Genomic DNA, 22960 nt, shown 5'->3' with positions numbered 1-22960 from the left:
GGCGACACCCGGCGCGAGCGGCGGCGCAGGCAACAGCGCGAGCAGCGGGACCAGCAACGCCGCCAGCAGTGGCACGAACACAAGCGCGCCCAGCACCGGCGGGAGTGCCGCGCCCGGGTCCGCGCCTCAAGCCGCCCAGGCTCAGCAGCCGTCACAACCGTCCGCCGCCGCGAAAGCACCTACCCAAGCACCCACCCAGGCACCCACCGGCGCTTCCGCGCAGGCCGCCGCCGTTCCGCCGCCCTACTACGTCAGCCCGCAGCTGCGTTATGGCGGCTACATGGTGTTCCGCAACCTGATCCCGTCGCCGATACTCGAGGCGCAAGCCACCGAGGAATTCGGCCAGATCGTCTACGGCGCCGAGCACGCGAACCGTCTCTATAGCGACACCGACCCGCACGTCACCCGCGTGCGCTCGATCGTCGACCGGATGATTCCGTACTCGCTGAAATGGAACGAGCGCGCGAAGGGCTGGAAGTGGGACCTGGCCGTCATCCGCTCGAACGACATCCGCATGTACTGCCTGCCGGGTGGCAAGATCGTCATTTATGGCGGACTGCTCGACCGGGTGCGCCTGAACGACAACGAACTCGGCATGCTGATCGGCCACGAGATCGCCCACGCCTTGCGCGAGCATGCGCGCATGCGGCTCGGTCAGCTTCAGGAGAGACAGCTCGATTCGTCGGGCACGATCCCGCAACTGTTCGGACTCGCCGATCTCGGCATGGCGCCGCTCGGCATCGGTTCGCGTCTGCTGGAAATGAAGTACGAAAGCACCGACGAAACCGAAGCCGACGTGATCGGCAGCGAAATCGCGTCGCGCGCGGGCTTCGATCCGCGCGCGGCGGTCACGCTCTGGGACAAGCTCGCGCTGGCCACGGGCAGCAGCCGCGAGCACGGCTTCATCTACGTGCATCCGTACACGCCGGCGCGCCGCGAGGACATCATCAAGCGGCTGCCGGACATGCTGCCGCTCTACGCGAAGGCAATCGGCAAGAGCGTCGACGCCTTGCCCGATTACGCGGGCCTCGGCCGGCCGGTCCGCAAGCAGGCGCGCAACTGACCGCTCCCTGTCCGGCCCGAAGACGCGGGCCACCCGGGCGCGCTGCGGCTTACGCCCCGGTTTAGCCGGCGCCCATGGGCCGGCACCGAGGCGCGCGCCTTACTTCTTGACCTTGTGGTCGTAATCGACGGTCAGCGGCGCATGGTCGCTGAACTTGATGTCGCGGAACACGTCGGTACGCTTCGCCTTGCCCGCGATGCCCGGCGTCGCGATCTGGTAGTCGATCCGCCACCCGACGTTCTTCGCATACGCCTGGCCGCGATTGCTCCACCACGTGTACTGTTCCGGGCGCTGGTCGAGCGTGCGGAACACGTCGACATAGCCGACTTCGTCGAACAGCTTGTCGAGCCACGCGCGCTCTTCCGGCAGGCAGCCCGAGTTCTTCTGGTTGCTCTTCCAGTTCTTGATGTCGATTTCCTTGTGGACGATATTCACGTCGCCGCACACGATCACCTCGCGCTCGCGCGAAAGCTCGGCCAGATGCGGCATGAACTCGTCCATGAAGCGGAACTTGGCCTGCTGGCGCTCCTCGCCGCTCGAACCGGACGGCACGTACACCGAAATCACCGACAGCTTGCCGAAGCGCAGTTCGACATAGCGCCCTTCGGGATCGAACTCCTCGCTGCCGAAGCCGATCACCACCTCGTCCGGTTCGTGACGCGTATAGACGCCCGCGCCGCTATAGCCCTTCTTCACTGCATGCTGGAAATAGCCGGTGAAATCGTGCGGCGCCATGAATTCCGGCGTCATGTCGTCCTGCGAGCATTTGATTTCCTGCACGCACAGCACGTCGGCTTTCTGCTCGCCGAACCAGTCGAAAAAGCCCTTCTTCGCCGCCGAGCGGATGCCGTTCAGGTTCGCGGTAATCACACGCAACATGGTGTTCCTCTTAGGTTCGATTCGTTTCCAAAGCCGGGGCGTCGAGCCGTTTTCATTCGACCTTGACGCCCTTCAGCGATTCTTTCGCAGGCGGATATTCGAGCTTCAGCGCGTCGAGCGTGCGCAGCAGCAGTTCGGCCACCATCACGTTGCGATGTGTCTTCGAGTCGGCGGGAATCACGTACCACGGCGCGTATTCCGTCGACGTCGCGGCAAGCGCGTTGTCATACGCCGACTGATACGCGTCCCACTGCTTGCGCGCTTCGAGGTCCGACACGTCGAATTTCCAGTGCTTGTTCGGATCGTCGATACGCGCCTGCAGACGCGCGCGCTGCTCGTCTTTCGAAATGTGCAGCATGCACTTGAGAAGGGTCGTGCCGCTGCAGCTCAGCATCTCCTCGAACTGGCGGATATGAGCGCAGCGCCGCTCGAACGCCTCGGCATCGAGTTCGCCGAGCACGGTCGGCACGAGCAGGTCTTCGTAGTGGCTGCGGTTGAAGATGGTCAGCTCGCCGGCCGCGGGCACCTGCGCATGCACGCGCCACAGAAAATCGTGCGCCAGTTCGACGGGCGTCGGTGCCTTGAACGGCACGACGCGCAAGCCGAGCGGATCGACTTCGTGGAACACCGCGCGAATCGTGCCGTCCTTGCCGCTCGTGTCCATGCCTTGCAGCACGAGCAGCACGCGGCGTTTCCTCTGCGCATGCAGGCGCTCCTGCAGATTGTCGAGCAGCACGCCGATCTCGGAGAGCCGCGCGCGATCCGCGTCTTTCGAGCCGCTCGAAAACGGCTTTGCCGCCGGATCGAAATCTCCCAGCGAGAAGCGGTTTTTCTTTTTGCCGTCGTCGAAACACGGCACGCGGAAATCGTCGAGTTCGGGTTGCTTCGCCATGCACACACTCCGTGATCTGCGTTCGAGGGACTCGCCCAAGCGGGACCGCCAAATGAAACGGGCCGTTGCCCTACTTTCGTTTCCGGCAACAGCCCGTCATGGCGCGAGCGTCACCGCTCGCGCCGCACTGCATCGACTCAGGACAGCTTCTTCTTCAGCAGTTCGTTCACCTGCGCCGGATTCGCCTTGCCCTTGGTCGCCTTCATCGCCTGGCCGATCAGCGCGTTGAACGCCTTCTCCTTGCCGGCGCGGAATTCGTCGACCGACTTCTGGTTCGCGGCGAGCACTTCGTCGATGATCGCTTCGAGCGCGCCGGTATCCGAAATCTGCTTCAAGCCCTTCGCCTCGATGATGCGGTCGGCGGCGGCTTCGTCGGTGGCTTTTTCTTCCCAGATCGCGAGGAAGATTTCCTTCGCGATCTTGTTCGAGATCGTGCCGTCGGCAATGCGTTGCAGCAGCAGCGCGAGTTGCGCGGCCGACACCGGGCACGCGGCAATGTCGAGCCCTTCGCGATTCAGTTGCGATGACACTTCGCCCATCAGCCAGTTCGCCGCGACCTTCGCGTTGGCCGGACCGACCTTCGCGACCACCGCCTCGTAGTACGCGGCCATCGCCTTGCCCGACGTCAGCACGTTCGCGTCGTAGGGCGTGAGGCCGTACTGCGATACGAAGCGCTGCTGGATCGCTTCGGGCAACTCCGGCATCTCGCTCTTCACGCGCTCGACCCACGCGGCGTCGATCACGAGCGGCATCAGGTCGGGGTCGGGGAAATAGCGGTAATCATGCGCGTCTTCCTTGCTGCGCATCGAGCGCGTTTCGCGCTTGTCCGGATCGTACAGACGCGTTTCCTGCACCACGGTGCCGCCGTCTTCGATCAGTTCGATCTGGCGGCGCACTTCGTACTGGATCGCTTCTTCGAGGAAGCGGAACGAGTTCAGGTTCTTGATCTCGGCGCGCGTGCCGAATTCAGCCTGACCGACCGGGCGCACCGACACGTTCGCGTCGCAGCGGAACGAGCCTTCCTGCATGTTGCCATCGCAGATGCCGAGCCACACGACGAGCGTATGCAGCGACTTCGCGTAGGCAACCGCCTCGGCCGCGCTGCGCATTTCCGGCTCGGTGACGATTTCGAGCAGCGGCGTGCCGGCGCGATTCAGGTCGATGCCGGTCATGCCCGCGAAGTCTTCGTGCAGCGACTTGCCCGCGTCCTCTTCCAGGTGGGCGCGCGTCAGGTTGATGGTTTTCTCGTACGCTTCCTTGCCCGCCTTTTCATTGGCCGGCACCTGGATCGTCACCTGGCCGCCCTGCACGACGGGAATTTCGTACTGGCTGATCTGGTAGCCCTTCGGCAGATCGGGGTAGAAATAATTCTTGCGTGCGAAGATGCTGCGCGGTGCGACCGTCGCGCCGATCGCGAGGCCGAACTGAATCGCGCGCTCGACCGCGCCGCGGTTCATGACCGGCAGCGTGCCCGGCAGGGCGAGGTCGACGGGGCTGGCCTGCGTGTTCGGCGCGGCGCCGAATTGCGTCGCGGTGCCCGAGAAGATTTTCGACTGCGTCGACAACTGCGCGTGGGTCTCCAGACCGATCACGACTTCCCATTGCTTGGTCATGGTGCTCACACTCCTGCCGGTGCCTGACGATGCCAGTCGGTGGCGCGCTGGAACGCGTCGGCCACCTGCAGCATCCGGGCTTCGTTGAAATAGTTGCCGATAATCTGCAGACCGACCGGACGCTGCGCATTCGCACCCGCGCCGAAGCCGCACGGCACGCTCATGCCCGGCAGGCCGGCGAGGCTCACCGACAGCGTGTAGATGTCGGCCAGATACATCTGCACCGGATCGTCGCCCTTCGCGCCGAGGTCCCATGCAACGGAAGGCGCGACCGGCCCCATGATGACATCGCACTGCTTGAACGCTTCCTGGAAGTCCTGCGCGATGATGCGGCGGATCTTCTGCGCCTGCAGGTAGTACGCGTCGTAATAGCCATGCGACAGCACATAGGCGCCGACCAGAATGCGGCGCTTCACTTCGGGGCCAAAGCCTTCGGCGCGCGACTTCTTGTACATGTCGAGCAGATCGCGGTACTCGGCCGCGCGATGGCCGAAGCGCACGCCGTCGAAACGCGACAGGTTCGACGAGGCTTCCGCCGGCGCGATCACGTAGTAGACCGGGATCGACAGTTCGGTTTTCGGCAGCGAGACGTCGACGAGCGTCGCGCCGAGCGCTTCGTACTGCCTGAGTGCCGCGTCGATCGACGCGCGCACGTCGTCCGCGAGACCGGCGCCGAAGTACTCCTTCGGCAGGCCGATGCGCAGACCGGCGAGCGGCTTGGCCGCGCCGCCTTCCTGCCAGGACTTGCCGAGATAGCGCGTGTAGTCTTCGTCCTCGCGCGCGAGGCTCGTCGAATCGCGCTCGTCGAAGCCGGCCATCGCGTTGAGCAGCAGCGCGCAGTCGGCGGCGCTCTGCGCCATCGGGCCGCCCTGATCGAGCGACGACGCGAACGCGATCATGCCGTAGCGCGACACGCGGCCATAGGTCGGCTTGATGCCGGTAATGCCCGAGAACGACGCCGGCTGGCGGATCGAGCCGCCCGTGTCGGTGCCGGTCGCGGCGGGCGCGAGACGCGCGGCCACGGCCGCTGCCGAGCCGCCCGACGAACCGCCCGGCACGGCCTTGCGATCCCACGGATTCTGCACCGCGCCGAAGTACGAATTCTCGTTGGACGAGCCCATCGCGAATTCGTCCATATTGGTCTTGCCCACGCACACCATGCCGGCGTTCGCGAGACGCGCGACCACGGTCGCGTCGAACGGGCTTTCGTAGTTCGCGAGCATCTTCGAGCCGGCCGTGGAGCGCCAGCCCTTGGTCACGAACACGTCCTTGTGCGCGATCGGCAGACCGGCGAGCGGGCCCGCCTCGCCGCCGTGCAGCAACGCGTCGGCGGCTTTCGCCTGCGCGAGCGTCAACTCGGGATCGACCTGGATGAACGCGTTCAGGCTATTGGCCGCGTCGATCCGCTTCAGGTACAGCTGCGCCAGTTCGACTGCGGAGCATTCCTTGGCCGTCAGTGCGGCGCGCAGTTCGGTCAGACTTTTTTCATGCATTGCGTTTTATCCTGGAAAGCGCGGCAGCGTGGTCACGCTGCCGTGAAGGCGTTCGGCTGCCCGCCGGCAAGCCGGGCCGGGAAAGCTTGCGGCGCACCGTGCGCGGCGCCGGCCGGACCACCCGCGAGAGGCTGCGCCGCGCGAAGCGCAGGGCGCTTGCCCTGGAGCCGCGCGGGACATGTGCGAACGCGGCTTATTCGATCACCTTCGGCACGAGATACAGACCGTCCTGCACGGCCGGCGCCGGGCGCTGAAAAGCCTCGCGCTCGACCGTCTCGGTCACGACGTCGTTACGCAGACGCAGCGCGACGTCTTCGATCTGCTCGATCGGGTGGGCAAGCGGCGCGATGCCGGTGGTATCGACCGCTTGCATTTGCTCGACGAGGCCGAAGAAATCATTGAGCTGGGCACGGGTGTGCTCGGCGTCGGCATCAGCCAGTTCGAGCCGCGCGAGATGCGCGATGCGCTTAACATCGGTCAGGGTCAGAGCCATGCAGTCACCGGAAAGAGGTGGAGTGTCGTCACACTTGAAAAAAACGCGCTGTAACAGCGGGTTACGACACGATAGGACAATCCCGAAAAAGGAACGGCAACGGCAAAAAGTGCCCTCCGTTTCCTTCAAAACATCCAAAATTATAAGGTATCATTACGCGTTCGACCCAAACCCGGACCGACTTACCAAGGCCTTACGGACCCTTCCCCAAGAACGTCCGTTGCTTTCCGCCCTGGCTCTGCAACGGCCTCCGGTAGACTCCCTCGCAGCTTCAAGTTCCTGTGGCGCCGCTTCGCCCGGCTGGAGCTGTTATTTTTTCCGCTGCCGCCCTACGCATACGGTGCGAGGCCCGGCCCCCAGCGAGACAGGATTTTGAATGTTCGGCTTTTTGCGCAGCTACTTCTCCAACGATCTGGCGATTGACCTCGGCACCGCCAACACGCTCATCTACATGCGTGGCAAGGGCATCGTGCTCGACGAACCGTCGGTGGTCTCGATCCGCCAGGAAGGCGGTCCCAACGGCAAGAAAACCATTCAGGCAGTCGGCAAGGAAGCCAAGCAGATGCTCGGCAAGGTGCCGGGCAACATCGAGGCGATCCGCCCGATGAAAGACGGCGTGATCGCCGACTTCACCGTCACCGAGCAGATGATCAAGCAGTTCATCAAGACTGCTCACGAATCGCGCATGTTCTCGCCGTCGCCGCGCATCATCATCTGCGTGCCGTGCGGTTCGACCCAGGTCGAGCGCCGCGCGATCAAGGAAGCCGCCCACGGCGCGGGCGCCTCGCAGGTTTATCTCATCGAAGAGCCGATGGCCGCCGCGATCGGCGCGGGCCTGCCGGTGTCGGAAGCAACCGGCTCGATGGTCGTCGACATCGGCGGCGGCACGACCGAAGTCGGCGTGATCTCGCTCGGCGGCATCGTCTACAAGGGCTCGGTGCGCGTCGGCGGCGACAAGTTCGACGAAGCGATCGTCAACTACATCCGCCGCAACTACGGCATGCTGATCGGCGAACAGACCGCCGAAGCCATCAAGAAGGAAATCGGCTCCGCGTTCCCGGGCTCCGAAGTCAAGGAAATGGAAGTGAAGGGCCGCAATCTGTCGGAAGGCATTCCGCGCAGCTTCACGATCTCGAGCAACGAAATTCTCGAAGCGCTGACCGATCCGCTGAACCAGATCGTCTCGTCGGTGAAGATCGCGCTGGAGCAAACGCCGCCGGAACTCGGCGCCGACATCGCCGAGCGCGGCATGATGCTGACCGGCGGTGGCGCGCTGCTGCGCGACCTCGACCGCCTGCTCGCGGAAGAAACCGGCCTGCCGGTGCTCGTCGCCGAAGACCCGCTGACCTGCGTCGTGCGCGGCTCGGGCATGGCGCTCGAACGCATGGACAAGCTCGGCAGCATCTTCTCGTACGAGTAAGCGAGCTTTTCTCCCATGTCAGTAGCGCGGATCTGGCACACGGCCCCTTGCGGGCCGCTTTGCCGTTGGCTGGGCCGCCCAGCCGCCACGCGCTGACCGCGCGCGCCTCTCGCGCCGCCGTCTCACCCAACCGCTCACGCCCCCGGCGCCGACCATGGAATACAGTCCGCCGCCTCTGTTCAAGCAAGGCCCCTCGGCTCTCGCCCGACTGGTGTTCTTCGTCGTGCTGGCGATCGCCCTGCTGATCTCCGATGCCCGCTTCCAGACGCTCGAAATCGTCCGCGGCGTGCTCGGCGCGGGTCTTTATCCGTTGCAGCGCGCAGCGCTCGTGCCGCGCGACATCTTCATGGGCGCCGCCGATCTCGCCGTGACGAGCGCCACGCTGCGCGGCGAAAACGAAAAGCTGCGCGCGAAAGATCTGCTGCTTTCGCAGCAGGCCAACACGGCCGCGACGCTCGCTGCCGAAAACACCCATCTGCGCGCGCTGCTGCAACTGTCGCAGCACCTGACCACGCAATCGCTGCCGGCCGAAATCCAGTACGACACGCGCGATCCGTTCACGCAGAAGGTCGTGATCGGTCGCGGCGCGCAGCAAGGCATCCAGAACGGCTCGCCGGTCGTCGACGAAAACGGCGTGATCGGCCAGGTCACGCGCGTGTTCCCGCTGCAGGCCGAAGTCACGCTGCTGACCGACAAGGATCAGGCCGTGCCGGTGGAAATTTTGCGCACCGGCTTGCGCAGCGTGATCTACGGCACGCCGAAGGGCGACACGCTCGATCTGCGCTTCGTGCCGATCAGCGCCGACGTGCAGACCGGCGACGAGCTCGTCACGAGCGGCCTCGACGGTGTGTATCCGCCGGGCTTGCCGGTCGCGAAGGTCGTGCGCGTCGACAAGCAGGCCGACACCGCGTTTGCGCGCGTGGTCAGTCTGCCGGTCGCGGCGGTGCGCGGCGCGCGCGAGGTGCTGGTGCTGCACGTTCAGGACAACGTGCCGCCGCGCCCGGCCGACGAACCCGACGCGGCCACGGCCGCGAAGGATGCGAAAGCGAAGAAGGGCGGCAAGGCGGCAGACAGCAAGGGCACGGCGGATAAATCCGCAGCCAAGCCCGGCGACAAGGCCGCAGCCGAAAAACCCGCCGCCAAAGCCACGGAAAAGGCCCCGGCCAAAAACGCCGCTACCGAGAAGAAGTCCGAGAAATCCGCCGACAGGAAGGCCGACAAGCCGGCCGCCGCGAAGACCGCGAAGCCGCAAGCCACGCCGGGGGCTCAGCCATGAACCGCCCGCAATACATCCTGCAGCCGGTCAATCCGTACTTCATCGCGTTCAGCCTCGCCGCGGCGTTCCTGCTGAACCTGATGCCGTGGGGACGTCTCGCCGGCGTGCCCGATTTCGTCGCGCTCGTGCTGCTGTTCTGGAACGTGCACCAGCCGCGCAAGGTCGGCATGGGCATCGCGTTCCTGCTCGGCCTGCTGATGGACGTGCACAACGCGAGCCTGCTCGGCGAGCACGCGCTCGCGTACACGCTGCTGTCGTACGGCGCGATCACGATCCATCGCCGCGTGCTGTGGATGTCGCTCGGCGTGCAAACGTTCGCGGTCATGCCGCTGCTCGTCGTCGCGCAACTAGTGCCGTTCGTGATCCGTCTGCTGACCGGCGCGGCGTTCCCGGGCTGGAGTTACCTGATCGACGGTTTTGTCGAAGCCGCACTGTGGCCGCTCGCGAGCGTGCTGCTGCTGATGCCGCAACGCCGCCCGGCCGATCCGGACGACACGCGGCCCATTTGATCCCGCTTCGGGCCCGCCGGCCGCTTTGCCGCGACACGTCGCCGTAAAGCCCGCGCCGCCAGCCCGCCCGACGCGCATTGCAGTTCCTGCCACCGGTCCCGGCCGGTTTGGGCGCACACTCTGGATGGCCGCGCGCCGGCCTTTTGCTTAAATCGCATGACCGAATTCAAGGACACTCAACAGCAGCTCACGAAATTCCGCCTGCGCGTCGCGGCGGCGGGCCTGTTCGTGTTCATCTGCTTCGGGCTGATCGGCTTCCGCTTCCTGTTCCTGCAGGTTTGGCACTACAGCAAATACTCGCTGCAGGCCGACGAAAACCGCATTTCCGTCGCGCCGATCGTGCCGAACCGCGGCATCATCACCGACCGCAACGGTGTCGTGCTCGCGAAGAACTACTCGGCCTACACGCTCGAAATCACGCCGTCGAAGCTGAACGACTCGCTCGACAACGTGATCGACAACCTGGCCACGGTCATCTCGATCGACGCGCGCGACCGCCGCCGCTTCAAGAAGCTGCAGGAAGACTCGAAGAACTTCGAAAGCCTGCCGATCCGCACCCGCCTCACCGACGACGAAGTCGCGCGCTTCACCGCGCAGCGCTTCCGCTTCCCCGGCGTCGAAGTGCGCGCGCGGCTGTTCCGCCAGTACCCGCTCGGGCCGACCGCCGCGCACGTGATCGGCTACATCGGGCGGATTTCGCAGCGCGACCAGGACCGCATCGACGACGCGAGCGACCAGAACGACAGCGATCCCGATCACTACGATCCGCGCCTCGACGCCAACAACTACAAGGGCACCGACTACATCGGCAAGATCGGCATCGAGCAGAGCTACGAAACCGAGCTGCACGGTCAGACCGGCTTCGAGGAAGTCGAGGTGACGGCGGGCGGGCGGCCCGTGCGCACGCTGTCGCGCACCCAGGCGACGCCCGGCAACAACCTCGAGCTGTCGCTCGACATCGGTTTGCAGCAGGTGGCCGAGCAGGCCTTCGCCGGCCGCCGCGGCGCGCTCGTCGCGATCGAGCCGTCCACCGGCGACGTGCTCGCGTTCGTGTCGGCGCCGAGCTTCGATCCGAACTCGTTCGTCGACGGCATCGACCAGCAGACCTGGGACGAACTCAACAACTCGCCCGACCATCCGCTCCTGAACCGGCCGCTGCACGGCACCTATCCGCCGGGCTCGACCTACAAGCCGTTCATGGCGCTCGCCGCGCTGACGCTGCACAAGCGCACCACGGGCTGGGGCTTCCAGGACCCCGGCTACTACACGTTCGGCGGCCACACCTTCCGCAACGACGTGCGTTCGGGCCAAGGCTGGGTCGACATGAACCGCGCGATCGTCGTCTCGAACGACACGTACTTCTACATGCTCGCGCATGACCTCGGCGTCAACAACATCGCGAACTTCATGAAGCCGTGGGGCTTCGGGCAGATCACCGGCATCGACATCGCGGGCGAGGCCAAGGGCATCCTGCCGTCGACCGACTGGAAGCGCCACGCGTACCGCCGCCCCGAACAGCAGAAGTGGTACGAAGGCGAGACGATCAGCCTCGGCATCGGCCAGGGCTACAACTCGTTCACGATCCTGCAGCTCGCGCATGCGACCGCCACGCTCGCCAACAACGGCGTCGTGATGAAGCCGCACCTCGTGCGCGACATCGAGAATCCGATCACGAAGGAAACGCGCCCGGTCGTGCGCGATCCGAGCGACAAGATCGCGGTCCGCCAGCAGGACATCGACTTCATCAAACGCGCGATGGAAGGCGTGGTCACCAACGGCACGGCCGCCAAGGTGTTTGCCGGCGCGCCGTACCAGGCGGCCGGCAAGACCGGTACGGCACAGGTCTACTCGCTGCAAGGCGCGAACTACAGAGGTCACGCACTCGCCGAGCGTCTGCGCGACCACGCGCTCTTCATCGCCTTCGCGCCGGTCGAGCAGCCGAAGATCGCGGTCGCGTTGATCGTCGAAAACGGCGGCTGGGGCGCGGAAGCGGCCGGCCCGATCGCGCGCAAGGTGCTCGACTACTACCTGATCGGCAGGAACAAGCCGGGGGCGGAGGAAGCCGCCGTCGCGGCAGCGGCTTCGGCGACGCTCGACGCGTCCGCGCCGCAGGTCGGCGACGCGCCGCCTTCGAAGGACAGCACGCAGCCGATCAGGATCGCGGCGGGCTTCACGGCATTGCCGGTTCCCGGCGCCTCGGAAGCCGTGGCCGCATCGGCGGCTGTCGCGGCGTCGGCAGCATCGGCGGCTTCGGCCGCGAATGGGGCATCGGCGGCTTCGGCCGCTTCTGCCGCCGCGGCATCCGCTCCGGCAGCACCGGCCGGATCCGCAGCGCAGGCAGCCTCGGCGGCCAAACCGGCTTCGGCGTCCGCCGCCGCGAAAAAATCCACGGCGCGCTCATCCGGCGCGCCACGCAAACCCCGTCCGGCGAGCGAGCCGACGCCGAACGTCGCGGCGCCGTCGCGCGAGGACGCCGCTCAGGACGCGTCGCCACGCCGGCCGGCCGCCGGCGGCATCGACGAATAAGGAGAAAGGCATGCAATTCGACAAGCGCGCCTGGCTCGACCGCATCAAACGGATGTTCGTGGGCTTCGACCGTCCGCTCGCACTGATCGTGTTTCTGCTGCTGTGCGTCGGCATCGTCACGCTGTACAGCGCGACGCTCGACATGCCCGGCCGCGTGGAAGACCAGTTGCGCAACATCCTGCTGACGTTCGTGCTGATGTGGGCGCTCGCCAATGTGCCGCCCAATACGCTGATGCGCTTCGCGGTCCCGCTCTATACGTTCGGGATCGCGCTACTGGTCGCGGTCGCGATGTTCGGCCTCACGCGCAAGGGCGCGAAGCGCTGGATCAACGTCGGCGTGGTGATCCAGCCGTCGGAAATCCTGAAGATCGCGACTCCGCTGATGCTCGCCTGGTACTACCAGCGCCGCGAAGGCGTGATGCGCTGGTACGACTACCTGGTCGGCTTCGTGATTCTCATCGTGCCGGTCGGGCTGATCGCCAAGCAACCCGACCTCGGCACGGCCGTGCTCGTATTCGCGGCCGGCTTATTCGTGATTTACTTCGCGGGCCTGAGCTTCAAGCTGATCGTGCCGGTGCTGATCGCGGGCGTGATCGCGGTCGTGTCGATCGCGGCGTTCCAGGACAAGATCTGTCAGCCCGAGGTGCAGTGGCCGCTAATGCACGACTACCAGAAGCACCGCATCTGCACGCTGCTCGATCCGACCTCGGACCCGCTCGGCAAAGGCTTCCACACGATCCAGGCGGTGATCGCGATCGGCTCGGGCGGCCCGCTCGGCAAAGGCTGGCTGAAGGGCACGCAGGCGCACCTCGAGTTCATCCCCGAGAAGCACACCGACTTTATTTTCGCGGTGTTTTCCGAAGAATTCGGCCTCGCGGGCGGGATCGTGCTGCTCACGCTATACATGCTATTGATCGCGCGCGGGCTCTATATCGCGGCCAATGGCGCGACGCTATTCGGGCGATTATTGGCCGGATCATTGACGATGGCGTTCTTCACCTACGCGTTCGTCAACATCGGCATGGTGAGCGGGATTCTGCCGGTGGTCGGCGTGCCGCTGCCGTTCATGAGCTACGGCGGCACCGCGCTGACGACGCTCGGCATCGCGGTCGGGCTCATCATGAGCGTCGCGCGCCAGAAGCGCCTGATGCAAAGCTAGCGACGCCTCACGGCACGCACGAACCGGCATGCAATGCGCAAAAGGGCGCTCCACCTGGAGCGCCCTTTTTTCATCGCCGTCATTACTGCGGCTTTACTTCCTTCTGATCGCGCAGTTGCGCGCTCAACTGCTGATACTTCAGACGCGCGGCCGGATCGCCCTGCGCCGCCGCAGCCGCGTAATACGCGCGCGCCACGTTCAGGTTCCGGTCGACGCCGTCGCCGCCGCGTTCGTAGAACGAGCCGGTCACGTATTGCGCGGTCATGTCGCCGCCCTGCGCCGCTTTCTTGTACCAGACGAAGGCCTGCCGGTTGTCGCGCTCGGTGCCGCGTCCGTCGAGGAACTGGTTGGCGAGGGCGAGCTGCGCCTGCACGTGTCCCTGCTGCGCCGCCTTCAGGAACCAGCGATGCGCCTCGGCCGGATCGCGCTCGACGAACTCGCCATCGTCGTACATCTTGCCGTACACGTACTGCGCGTGGGACATGTTCGCGTCGGCGGCCTTGCGCAGCCACTTCTTGCCTTCCTCGACGTTGGCCGGCGTGCCCTCGCCGTTGAGCAGCATCATCGCGTAGTTGAACTCGGCGAGCCGGCTGCCGCGCTCGGCGGCCTGGCGGAACTCGGTCAGCGCCGCGCCGAGATTGCCGGCGTTGTAGTCGGCCACCGCGGACTGCGTCTGCGGATCGTCCGACTTCGCGACCCGGTCCTGCGCGTGCGCGGCATCCCACGCGCCACTCGCCAGCAGCGCTGCCGCGAGCGCCGCCCGCGCGCCGACGCGCCACGCGACGCCTTGCACTCCGCCGTTCATGACCTCACCTCCTGCAATGCCTGACGGGTCGCGCGCAACATCCAGATGACGTCGGCGGCCAGCGCGATGAAGCGGAACCCCGCCTCGCGATACTGCCGCGCGCTCGCCACGTCCATCGCGAAAATGCCCGCGATGATGCCGGCCTTGTCCGCGACGCTGACGATGCGCGTCATCGCCGCCAGCACGTCGGCGTGCTTCGCGTCGCCTAGATGGCCGAGGCTCGCGGCCAGATCGGCCGGCCCGACGAACACGCAGTCGACGCCCGGCGTCGCCGCGATCTTCTCGACTTCCCGCAGGCCGCGCGCCGACTCGATCTGCACGATCGTCGCGATCTGCGCGTTGGCCGTTTGCACGTAGTCGCGCCGCATGCCATAGCCGGCCGCGCGCACCACGCCCGCGACGCCGCGCTCGCCGTCCAGCGCCCAGGCGGTCGGATATTGGGTGAGCCGCACGGCGCGTGCCGCATCGTCGGCGGATTCGATATTCGGGAACATCAGCGTGCGCGCGCCGGCGTCGAGCACGCGCTTGACGAGCCACGGCTCGCTGGCAGGCACGCGCACCACCGGCTCGCTCGGCAGATGCGCGGCGGCGATCGCGCGCAATTGCGATTCGACGCCGCCGCTATCGTTCGGCGCATGCTCCATGTCGATCAGCAGCCAGTCGAAGCCGGCATGAGCGAGCGCCTCGGCCGCGGCATCGCTGCCGAGCGACAGCCACAGCCCGAACAGCGACGCGGGTTCCTTCAGACGTTGCTTGAGGGGATTGGTGAAGGTGCTCATCGGCTGGCCTCGCGCAGTTTCGTGACCGGAAGAGTGTCCGGAAGCGGGGCCAGATATGAGGTCAGGCAGGAACCGGGGCGCTGACGGCCCCGATGCCTGCTGCAACGCAATGCGATGACCGGCATGTCTCGCTCCGTGTGCTTGCCGGAACGATCATACCGTGACAATAACGCGAGGGTTCGCTCGCGCGGCGGGGGGAATGAGCAGCGGGGCTAGTCGCGCGCCTGGCCGCGGACCACGTCGGCCCAGCAGTTCGGCGTCTCGTACAGACGCACCTTGTGCAGACGCAGATTCACGCCGTAGTGCGCGTCATAGACGTTAGCGAGTATCTCGAACGCGATCGCGGCGAGGTTCTCGACGGTCGGAATGCGATCGAGCACGACGGTCTTGTGGCCCGCCATGGTTTCGAGAAAGCCGCGCACCTGCGTGTCGCCGGCATAGACCAGAAACGCGTGGTCCCACTTGTCGACCAGATGCTCGTTGGCGAGCGACTTCACATCGGCGAAGTCCATCACCATGCCGCGATCGGGCGCGCCTTCGGTATCGACCAGATCGCCTTGCAGCGTGATTTCGAGCACATAGCGATGGCCGTGCAGATTACGGCACTGGCTGCGGTGATCGGGGATGCGGTGGCCCGCGTCGAATTCGAGTTTTCGGGTAATCGTCAGCACGGCAAATCAGGGAATGTTCAGATACTTGTGGGTCTGCATCGACAGGCGCCACTGCGGATGGCGTTTGCACCAGTCGATCGCGAGCTTCGTGTTGATGTCGCGCGAGGGGCCGTCCATCGGCTGGACGAGGAAATACTCGAAGTCGAGCTTCGCGTAGTCGGCAAGGCGCTGGTTGTCCTGCGGGATCACGACCTTCAGCTCGTTGCCTTTGGTCACGACGAGCGGCGCGTCGACCTTCGGGCTCACGCAGATCCAGTCGATCGTTTCGAGCACGGGCAGCGAGCCGTTGGTCTCGATCGCGATCTCGAAGCCGGCCGCATGCAGCGCGTCGACGAGCGGCTGGTCCAGTTGCAGCATCGGCTCGCCGCCGGTGCAGACCACGAAACGCTCGCCCTCGCCTTGCGGCCATTGCGACGCGATCATCGCGACCAGTTCTTCAGGCGTGCGGTACTTGCCGCCGTTCTCGCCGTCGGTGCCGACGAAATCGGTATCGCAGAAACGGCACACGGCTTCCGCGCGATCCTCTTCGCGGCCCGACCACAGATTGCAGCCCGCGAAGCGGCAGAACACGGCCGGACGCCCGGCATTCGCGCCCTCGCCCTGCAACGTGTAGAAGACTTCCTTGACCGCGTAAGTCATGCTGCTATCTGCCCTGTATTCCTGAAAATGATGGCGTGATTTGCGCCGCTGCCCGATGGATGTACCGCCTTGTCGGCGATCAGACCGGCTCGGTGACTTTTTCACCCGCGAGGTAGGCCTCGTAACCGCGCTTGCGCAGGCGGCATGCCGGGCATTCGCCGCAGCCGAAGCCCCACGCATGCAATTCGGAGCGTTCGCCGACATAGCAGGTGTGCGTCTCGACGCGCACCAGTTCGACCAGTTCGTCGCCGCCGAGCTCGTGCGCGAGGCGCCATGTGTCGGCCTTGTCGAGCCACATGAGCGGCGTTTCGAGCGCAAAGCGCGTGTCCATGCCGAGATTGAGCGCGACCTGCAGCGCCTTCATCGTATCGTCGCGGCAATCGGGATAGCCCGAGAAGTCCGTTTCGCACATGCCGCCGACCAGCACCTGCAAGCCACGCCGATAAGCAATGGCCGCCGCGATCGTCATGAACATCAGATTGCGGCCCGGCACGAACGTGTTCGGCAAACCGTTGGCCGTGGCCTCGATTTCGATCTCGCGCGTCATCGCGGTGTCGCTGATCGCGCCGAGCAGCGACAGATCGATCATGTGGTCGTCGCCGAGACGATCGGCCCATGCCGGAAACGCGCGCGTGACGGCCTGCCGGAACCCCTCGCGACATTCGAGTTCGACGCGATGCCGCTGACCATAATCGAAACCGAGCGTTTCCACCGTGTCGTAACGATCGAGCGCCCACGCGAGACAGGTGGCGGAATCCTGGCCGCCGGAAAACAACACGAGCGCGCTACGCTTAGCGTCTTTGCGGATCACCGTGAAACTCCGTGAATGAGAGTGCCAAGTCGCGCTGCGCGAGGTGCGTCATGCAAGCGACGCGGCGCGACATGTACCGGCACCGCTGCCGGCCAAAGCAGTATAGGTCGCGCGTTGCACGTGAACGTGACTGGGCGCTTATACCGTTGATCGCGTCGATCGTCGGGCGACGGGTTCGCCGCAGGTCGCGCCCGCGGGTCGTGCATAACGCACGGCACTCACGTGTTGCACTGATTCAGCCGCTGCACTGATGCGCGAGTGAAGCAACACGTTCGCATGCAAGTCCTTGAACTGGCGCGATTTTATCACGCGACGTTGAACGCTGCCCTCGACCTGACTCGCGAGCCAGCCGCAGAAACGCAAAGAAACGGATACCACCTGAAACGGAAAAGCCCCAGGAATCTTGCGATTTCCTAGGGCTAAATCCTGGTGGCCTGGGGCGGAATCGAACCACCGACACGCGGATTTTCAATCCGCTGCTCTACCAACTGAGCTACCGGGCCAACGAAGAACGAAACTATATCAAGCGATCCGTAGTTCAGCAAGCCCTTTCATAAAAAATTTTGTCGACCGGCCTTTGCGTGCAATACGTGGCACTCATTCGCCCTTGTTCTTGCCGAGATCGACGCCGAGTTGCTTGAGCTTGCGATAAAGATGCGTGCGTTCGAGGCCGGTCTTCTCGGCGACACGCGTCATGCTGCCGTTCTCTCGCGCGAGGTGATATTCGAAATACGCGCGCTCGAAGGCATCGCGTGCATCGCGCAGCGGAATGTCGAACGAGATTGATGCCGTTTGCGCAGTGAGCGCGCCGCCGCCGATGCCGTCGGCCGAGAGTATCGGCAAGGCGGCCGCCGATGCGACCGCCGACGCGCTCACCGGCATCGCCGGCTTCGCGGCCGCGCCTCCCTGCGCCGGCGCATTGCCGCGCGCGAGACCTTGCTCGACCGCCTTCAGCAGCTTCTGCAACGCAATCGGTTTCTCGAGAAAATTGAGCGCGCCGATCTTCGTCGCTTCGACCGCGGTATCGATGGTCGCGTGGCCGGACATCATGATGACCGGCATGGTCAACTGACCTTGCGCGGCCCATTCCTTGAGCAACGTCACGCCGTCGGTGTCGGGCATCCAGATGTCGAGCAGCACGAGGTCCGGCGCCTGGCGCAAGCGGAACTCGCGCGCCTCCTGCGCATTTTCAGCGGCCTCCACGACGTGCCCCTCGTCGCTCAGGATCTCCGAGAGCAATTCCCGGATGCCCATTTCATCATCTACCACCAGGATGGTTGCCATTTACGCTGCCCTTGTCTGCACTGTTGCTTTTGTCGTTCCCTGCGACGTACCGCCATGCACCGGATGCGCGCCTGCGCCATGCGCACCGGGTGCCGCCGTGTCGTCCGCCAGTTGAAGGAAGAGGATCGAAATCTGCGCGCCTTCGATCACGTCGCCGGCCTTCATGCGATTGCGAATGTCGATGCGCGCGCCATGTTCGTCGACGATCTTCTTGACCATCGCAAGACCCAGGCCCGTGCCCTTGGCCTTGGTGGTCACGTAAGGCTCGAACGCGCGCGTGAGAATACGCGCGGGAAAGCCCGGTCCGTTATCCGACACTGTCAGACGTACCGCGACGCGTACTTTGCCTTCCGCATCGGGGTCTCCGTATTCTACTGTCCTCGTCTCGAGCAAAACACGCGGATGCTCGACCTCGGCGACCGCATCCTGCGCGTTCTGCAACAGGTTGTGAATCACCTGGCGCAACTGCGTCGCGTCGCCGCGAATCGCGGGCAACGCGGCGAGCTCGACCTGGATCGCGCCCTTGCCTTCCTCGATACCGTACAGCGTGAGCACTTCGCTGACGAGATCATTCAGTTGCAGATGCGCGAGCACGGCCGGTGGCGTGCGCGCGTAGTCGCGGAAATTGTCGACCATCTGCTTCATCGCCGCGACCTGATTGACGATCGTGGTCGCGCCGCGCTTCAACACGTCCGCATCGGATGGCGCGAGCTTGTCGGCGAGCTTCATCTGCAAGCGCTCGGCGGAAAGCTGGATCGGCGTGAGCGGGTTCTTGATCTCGTGCGCGAGACGCCGCGCGACTTCGCCCCAGGCAATCGAACGCTGCGCGGAGATCACGTCGGAGATGTCGTCGAACACGATCACGTAGCCCGAGGTCTGCATGTCGTCTGTATCGCGCTCGGTGGCCGAGACGAGACGCGCGCCGCGCACGAGCAGCGTGAGCGGTTCGGTTTCGCCCGGCACCTGCACCGAGAACTGCTGCTGCCAGTGTCCGCCGTCGTCGCGGCCGTCGCCGCTCGCCGCTTCGCGGTCGGCAAAGGCCTTGCGCACCATCGCGCCGAATTCGCTGAGCACACCGATCTGATCGAGCGACGAACCGAGCACGGTCTGGAACGGCTGACGGAAAATCCGCTCGGCACCGCGATTCGCGGTGGTGATCCTGAACTGCCGGTCGAACACGAACACGCCCGCGGTCAGATTCGCGAGAATGCTTTCGAGATACGCCTTCGAATGCTCGAGCGCGATGCGGTTGTTCTCGACCGCCGCCCGCGCTTCGGACAACTGCCGCGTCATCGCATTGAACGACTGCGTGAGGAAGCCGAGTTCGTCGCGTGACTTGATCTCGCGCTTCGGCGTGTAGTCGCCCTCGGTAATTTCCTTGGTGCCCTGCGCGAGCAGGAACAACGGCCGCGCGAGCTGATTGCCGAGCGCGAGCGCGAGCATCATCGCGATGAAGGTCGCGAGAAACAGCGACAGCGTCAGCGTGCCGATATACATCTTGCGCAGGCCAGTACGGCCGAGCGCCTTCTCCTGATACTCGCGATAGGCGCGCTGCACCGAATCGGCATTGCGCGCGAGCGTGGTCGAGACCGGCTGCGTCAGTTGCAGGAAGCGTTCGGCTGGCTGCAGGAGCGACGCGTTCGAATCGGGAATGCGCTGCACGACGCGCAAACGCAGCGCGCCCTTGCCGCCGTGCGCATGCGGATCGCCGTCCACTTCGCCTTCGATCGCCGCATAGCCGCGACCGCGCGCCTGGTCGATCATCAACGGGGTCGGCAGATCGCTCGGCAGCAGCATCGCGTAGTTGCCGGACGCCTGCGCGACCACGTGCATGTCCGGCGTCGCGCCCGACATGCTGCGGGTCGGCTCGACGATCGTCGCGTCCTGCACGCCGAACTGATCGCGCAAACGCAGCAACGTCAGCGTGGTGCCGGCGGCATCGGCGCTGGCCAGTTGCTCGGACATCAGACGCGCCTTCGTCTGCAGATCGGACAGCGACGCGTCGAGCATGCCGCGCCCGAGATTGAGGCCGGCCGAGAGCGCGGTTTCGACGTTCACGTCGAACCACGATTCGATGCTGCGCGAGACGAACTGATACGACACGATGTAGATGATGCCGCCCGGCACGACGCCGACCAGCGCCATGAAGAACGCCAGCTTCGCGAGCAGCCGCGTGCCGAATTTGCCCGTTCGCAATCGCACGATGATGATGACGACGAGCGCCGCCACCACCAGCAGAAAGATCATCGCGACCGCGACGTTGGCCGCGTAGAGCCACTGGTAGTAGCGGTCGAAGAATTCGGTATTCGCGCTCGCGGCGGCCAGTAGCACGAGCAGCAGCACGGCCGTGACCGCGACCGTCGACACCAGCACGCGCACGACGATGCTGCTGACACTGGTAGGAGATGAGCGCACTTTATTTAGCACGTTCTGTCGCCGTGAAAGTGAAACGCTTCCAGTCGGAGGCGAGGTTCCAGTCGCGGTTGTTCACCGCGTCGATCTGGAACGGCTTGGGCATCAGTGCGATGTCGAGCTGCATGCGCACCGACGCGGTATAGGTTTCGTCGGCATGCACCTGGTTGCGGTCGATCACGTGCCACGACGTGATGTGCTTGATGACCGCGAGCGCATCCTTGAGCGAGGAAAAGCCAAGCTGCAACCCGCCCGACGATACACTCGACACGCGATACTCGCGCGTGAGCGGCTGGAACGACAGGCGCAGGCTCTGCGATACGCTCACTGGCTGCTCGTCGAACCAGTACCAGCGCGGCCGGCTCAGTTCGAAATCGGTCGTGAAATAAAGCGGAATGCCCTTGTTGACCGCGTCTTCGAGATTGCTGTTCAACTCGAAGTCGAAGTGCGCGTCGAGACTCCAGCCGCCGTTGTCGGCCTGCAGCGACGCCCGCTGCACCGCGATCGAATCAGCGTGCGCAGCGCCTGGCGCTGCCAGCCATACGGCCAGCGCGATCCAGAACACGGCAGCGAGCCGAAGCGGGAAGAAGCGTTTGATGGTCACCGTTTCTGAAAGCGCGCGTAGAAAAATCCGTCGTGGTCTGAGTTCGCGCCGGCGCTCTCTTCAGCAGGCTGTCCGGCATGAGAACCGGCCGATGAGTCGGCGGGCGCGCGGGCCACTGAGGGTAAAAGCTGCCCCGGCGCGTCCAATCGTACCGCATCCTGATGCTGGTTTCCAAACCACTGTGCCTGCAACTCGCCTTCTTCGGGGAAGATCGAACACGTAACGTAGAGCAACTCGCCGCCTGGTTTCACGAGCGGCCAGAGCGCGCCGAGAATGCGGCGCTGCTCGGCGGCGAGCGCGGCGATGTCGGATTCGCGACGCAGCCAGCGAATGTCCGGATGGCGCCGCACGATGCCCGAGGCCGAGCACGGCACGTCGGCGAGGATGCGGTCGAACGGCTGGTCGAGGTCGTCGTGCCATTGCGCGGGGTTGCCCGCGTCGCCGATGCGCACTTCTGCTTCGAGCTTCAGCCGCCGCAGGTTTTCGCCGATGCGGCGCGCGCGCGACGCGTCGCTTTCGAGCGCAACGAGTTGCAGCCTGGCGAGTTCGAGCAGATGGCCGGTCTTGCCGCCGGGCGCCGCGCAGGCGTCGAGCACGCGCATACCGTCGCGCGCGCCGAGCAGTTGCGCGGCGAGTTGCGCGCCGGCATCCTGCACCGACACGGTACCTTCGCCGAAGCCGGGAATGCGCTCGACGGGCATCGGCGTGTCGAGCCGAACTGCATGCTCGCCCACCTTGCGCGCGGCGATGTGATCACGCTGCAGCACTTGCAGGTACGCGTCGACGGTCGAATGGCGCGCGTTCACGCGCAACGTGAGCGGACCGTGCGTATTGCCGGCCGCCAGCACGGACTGCCATGCGTCAGGCCACGCGCGCTTCACCGCGTCGATCCACCAGGCCGGATAGTTCCAGCGCGCCACTTCGTCGGCTTGCATGGCGGCGAGAAGCGTCTCGCGTTCGCGCAGGAAACTGCGCAGCACCGCGTTGACGAGCCCCTTCGCGAAGACGAATTCGCGACGCGCGCCGATCGCGCTCACCGCCTGGTCGACCACCGTGAACGGCGTGTAGGCGGCGCTCGCTTCGTCGTCGACGAGCAGCGCGAAAGCGCAGGCGAGCACGTGGGCAACGTGCGGCGGCGGCGCTTTCCTGACGAGCTTCGCGATCAGCCACTCGGCGCTCGCGAGGCGCCGCATCGTGCGGTAGGCGATGTCCTGCACCGCGCCGCGTGCCGCCGCGGCGCTGCCTTCAGGCACGGACACGAGAACGGCTTGCAGCGCCGCGGGCAGGGCCGCGCCGAGACGCACGGCACCGACAGCCTGAGCCGCGCAGTCGAGCGCGAATCCGAGCGATTCGGGCGACAGATGCAGCGCCGACAAACGGGATTCGCGCGAACGCGCCAGCGAAGAAGCAGAACGCGAAGAAGGCTTTGATGTCATGAAGGGAGCAAAGGCGAGCCGCACGGTGCGCGCGGCGCAGTCAGCGCACATTGTAGCGTGGCGCCAGGCGGGGACCGCCGTGGGGGCGGACGATGGCGGCCGGGCAATCGCACAATGGCGGGGAAGGGAGCAAAAAAAGCGGGCCTCGCGGGCCCGCTTTGCGGTATTTCACGCTTCACGCTTACGCGCCGACCAA

20 protein-coding genes and 1 tRNA gene are annotated in these 22960 nt (G+C 65.4%); 6 read left to right on the top strand and 15 right to left on the bottom strand.

What is annotated here, in order from left to right:
* Window positions 1-1063: M48 family metallopeptidase (locus G3N58_RS15865; protein WP_241017126.1), on the top strand; the 1063-nt coding region annotated here is incomplete at its 5' end.
* 99 nt (window positions 1064-1162) lie between these two features.
* Here G3N58_RS15865 and G3N58_RS15860 read toward each other — a convergent pair.
* From G3N58_RS15860 to gatC, 5 genes are all read right to left on the bottom strand, one after another.
* Window positions 1163-1942: an exodeoxyribonuclease III gene (locus G3N58_RS15860; protein WP_205990937.1), complete on the bottom strand. Its 780-nt coding sequence runs from the start codon at window positions 1940-1942 to the stop codon at window positions 1163-1165.
* 52 nt (window positions 1943-1994) lie between these two features.
* A complete protein-coding gene (locus G3N58_RS15855; protein ID WP_167042146.1) occupies window positions 1995-2834 on the bottom strand; it encodes a PPK2 family polyphosphate kinase in 840 nt (279 codons plus the stop codon).
* 137 nt (window positions 2835-2971) lie between these two features.
* A complete protein-coding gene (gene gatB / locus G3N58_RS15850) occupies window positions 2972-4447 on the bottom strand; it encodes an Asp-tRNA(Asn)/Glu-tRNA(Gln) amidotransferase subunit GatB (protein ID WP_205999599.1) in 1476 nt (491 codons plus the stop codon).
* Between the two features lie 5 nt (window positions 4448-4452).
* The gene (gene gatA, locus G3N58_RS15845) at window positions 4453-5940 is read right to left on the bottom strand and encodes an Asp-tRNA(Asn)/Glu-tRNA(Gln) amidotransferase subunit GatA (protein ID WP_167042142.1); all 1488 of its coding nucleotides are present in this window, start codon (window positions 5938-5940) and stop codon (window positions 4453-4455) included.
* A 193-nt stretch (window positions 5941-6133) separates the two neighbouring features.
* Entirely contained in the window at window positions 6134-6433 is a 300-nt protein-coding gene (gene gatC / locus G3N58_RS15840; RefSeq protein ID WP_167042139.1) for an Asp-tRNA(Asn)/Glu-tRNA(Gln) amidotransferase subunit GatC, read from the bottom strand.
* Between the two features lie 376 nt (window positions 6434-6809).
* Between gatC and G3N58_RS15835 the strand changes: the two genes are divergently transcribed.
* The 5 genes from G3N58_RS15835 (at window position 6810) to rodA (ending at window position 13323) form a co-directional block, all read left to right on the top strand.
* Window positions 6810-7853, top strand: coding sequence for a rod shape-determining protein (locus tag G3N58_RS15835; protein WP_004189550.1), 1044 nt, complete (start codon window positions 6810-6812; stop codon window positions 7851-7853).
* Window positions 7854-8007: 154 nt separating this feature from the next.
* Complete coding sequence (mreC, locus tag G3N58_RS15830; RefSeq protein ID WP_205999598.1) at window positions 8008-9129, top strand: rod shape-determining protein MreC; 1122 nt, start codon at window positions 8008-8010, stop codon at window positions 9127-9129.
* Entirely contained in the window at window positions 9126-9638 is a 513-nt protein-coding gene (gene mreD / locus G3N58_RS15825; RefSeq protein ID WP_167042135.1) for a rod shape-determining protein MreD, read from the top strand. Before mreC ends, mreD begins: the two co-directional genes overlap by 4 nt.
* Window positions 9639-9794: 156 nt before the next feature.
* Window positions 9795-12164, top strand: a complete 2370-nt coding sequence (mrdA, locus tag G3N58_RS15820; RefSeq protein ID WP_205999597.1) for a penicillin-binding protein 2 — start codon at window positions 9795-9797, stop codon at window positions 12162-12164.
* Window positions 12165-12174: 10 nt separating this feature from the next.
* Window positions 12175-13323 (top strand): rod shape-determining protein RodA, encoded by a 1149-nt coding sequence (rodA, locus tag G3N58_RS15815; protein ID WP_167042132.1) that lies wholly within the window; start codon window positions 12175-12177, stop codon window positions 13321-13323.
* 82 nt (window positions 13324-13405) lie between these two features.
* Here the strand turns inward: rodA and G3N58_RS15810 are convergent, their stop codons facing one another.
* The 10 genes from G3N58_RS15810 to rsmB all read right to left on the bottom strand — a co-directional run bounded on the left by G3N58_RS15810 (window position 13406) and on the right by rsmB (window position 22764).
* Window positions 13406-14128, bottom strand: a complete 723-nt coding sequence (locus G3N58_RS15810; RefSeq protein WP_205999596.1) for a tetratricopeptide repeat protein — start codon at window positions 14126-14128, stop codon at window positions 13406-13408.
* Window positions 14125-14907 (bottom strand): aldolase/citrate lyase family protein, encoded by a 783-nt coding sequence (locus tag G3N58_RS15805; RefSeq protein ID WP_205999595.1) that lies wholly within the window; start codon window positions 14905-14907, stop codon window positions 14125-14127. Before G3N58_RS15805 ends, G3N58_RS15810 begins: the two co-directional genes overlap by 4 nt.
* 212 nt (window positions 14908-15119) lie before the next feature.
* Entirely contained in the window at window positions 15120-15578 is a 459-nt protein-coding gene (gene queD / locus G3N58_RS15800; RefSeq protein ID WP_167042125.1) for a 6-carboxytetrahydropterin synthase QueD, read from the bottom strand.
* A gap of 6 nt (window positions 15579-15584) precedes the next feature.
* A complete protein-coding gene (gene queE, locus G3N58_RS15795; RefSeq protein ID WP_205999594.1) occupies window positions 15585-16217 on the bottom strand; it encodes a 7-carboxy-7-deazaguanine synthase in 633 nt (210 codons plus the stop codon).
* Between the two features lie 79 nt (window positions 16218-16296).
* Window positions 16297-17028: a 7-cyano-7-deazaguanine synthase QueC gene (queC, locus tag G3N58_RS15790; RefSeq protein WP_167042122.1), complete on the bottom strand. Its 732-nt coding sequence runs from the start codon at window positions 17026-17028 to the stop codon at window positions 16297-16299.
* 427 nt (window positions 17029-17455) lie between these two features.
* Window positions 17456-17531 (bottom strand) — tRNA-Phe (locus tag G3N58_RS15785).
* Between the two features lie 94 nt (window positions 17532-17625).
* Window positions 17626-18312, bottom strand: a complete 687-nt coding sequence (esaR, locus tag G3N58_RS15780) for a response regulator transcription factor EsaR (protein WP_167042120.1) — start codon at window positions 18310-18312, stop codon at window positions 17626-17628.
* Window positions 18313-20739, bottom strand: a complete 2427-nt coding sequence (locus tag G3N58_RS15775) for a PAS domain-containing sensor histidine kinase (protein WP_167042118.1) — start codon at window positions 20737-20739, stop codon at window positions 18313-18315.
* Window positions 20729-21328, bottom strand: coding sequence for a DUF4390 domain-containing protein (locus G3N58_RS15770; protein WP_167042116.1), 600 nt, complete (start codon window positions 21326-21328; stop codon window positions 20729-20731). The genes G3N58_RS15775 and G3N58_RS15770 overlap by 11 nt, the downstream gene beginning before the upstream one ends.
* A complete protein-coding gene (gene rsmB, locus G3N58_RS15765; protein WP_167284508.1) occupies window positions 21325-22764 on the bottom strand; it encodes a 16S rRNA (cytosine(967)-C(5))-methyltransferase RsmB in 1440 nt (479 codons plus the stop codon). Before rsmB ends, G3N58_RS15770 begins: the two co-directional genes overlap by 4 nt.
* Window positions 22765-22960 lie beyond the last annotated feature (196 nt).

Origin of the sequence: Paraburkholderia sp. Ac-20342 (assembly GCF_017104985.1) — a bacterium.
GTDB lineage: Bacteria > Pseudomonadota > Gammaproteobacteria > Burkholderiales > Burkholderiaceae > Paraburkholderia.
The sequence above is the reverse complement of the archived record's forward strand: the minus strand, read 5'-3'. Positions and strand labels throughout refer to the sequence as shown.

Excerpts from the sequence above, each read along its gene's own strand:
- G3N58_RS15860 (WP_205990937.1), bottom strand. The coding sequence starts at position 1,942 with ATGTTGCGTGTGATTACCGCGAACCTGAACGGCATCCGCTCGGCGGCG.
- G3N58_RS15855 (WP_167042146.1), bottom strand. The coding sequence starts at position 2,834 with ATGGCGAAGCAACCCGAACTCGACGATTTCCGCGTGCCGTGTTTCGAC.
- gatB (WP_205999599.1), bottom strand. The coding sequence starts at position 4,447 with ATGACCAAGCAATGGGAAGTCGTGATCGGTCTGGAGACCCACGCGCAG.
- gatA (WP_167042142.1), bottom strand. The coding sequence starts at position 5,940 with ATGCATGAAAAAAGTCTGACCGAACTGCGCGCCGCACTGACGGCCAAG.
- gatC (WP_167042139.1), bottom strand. The coding sequence starts at position 6,433 with ATGGCTCTGACCCTGACCGATGTTAAGCGCATCGCGCATCTCGCGCGG.
- G3N58_RS15835 (WP_004189550.1), top strand. The coding sequence starts at position 6,810 with ATGTTCGGCTTTTTGCGCAGCTACTTCTCCAACGATCTGGCGATTGAC.
- mreC (WP_205999598.1), top strand. The coding sequence starts at position 8,008 with ATGGAATACAGTCCGCCGCCTCTGTTCAAGCAAGGCCCCTCGGCTCTC.
- mreD (WP_167042135.1), top strand. The coding sequence starts at position 9,126 with ATGAACCGCCCGCAATACATCCTGCAGCCGGTCAATCCGTACTTCATC.
- mrdA (WP_205999597.1), top strand. The coding sequence starts at position 9,795 with ATGACCGAATTCAAGGACACTCAACAGCAGCTCACGAAATTCCGCCTG.
- rodA (WP_167042132.1), top strand. The coding sequence starts at position 12,175 with ATGCAATTCGACAAGCGCGCCTGGCTCGACCGCATCAAACGGATGTTC.
- G3N58_RS15810 (WP_205999596.1), bottom strand. The coding sequence starts at position 14,128 with ATGAACGGCGGAGTGCAAGGCGTCGCGTGGCGCGTCGGCGCGCGGGCG.
- G3N58_RS15805 (WP_205999595.1), bottom strand. The coding sequence starts at position 14,907 with ATGAGCACCTTCACCAATCCCCTCAAGCAACGTCTGAAGGAACCCGCG.
- queE (WP_205999594.1), bottom strand. The coding sequence starts at position 16,217 with ATGACTTACGCGGTCAAGGAAGTCTTCTACACGTTGCAGGGCGAGGGC.
- esaR (WP_167042120.1), bottom strand. The coding sequence starts at position 18,312 with ATGGCAACCATCCTGGTGGTAGATGATGAAATGGGCATCCGGGAATTG.
- rsmB (WP_167284508.1), bottom strand. The coding sequence starts at position 22,764 with ATGACATCAAAGCCTTCTTCGCGTTCTGCTTCTTCGCTGGCGCGTTCG.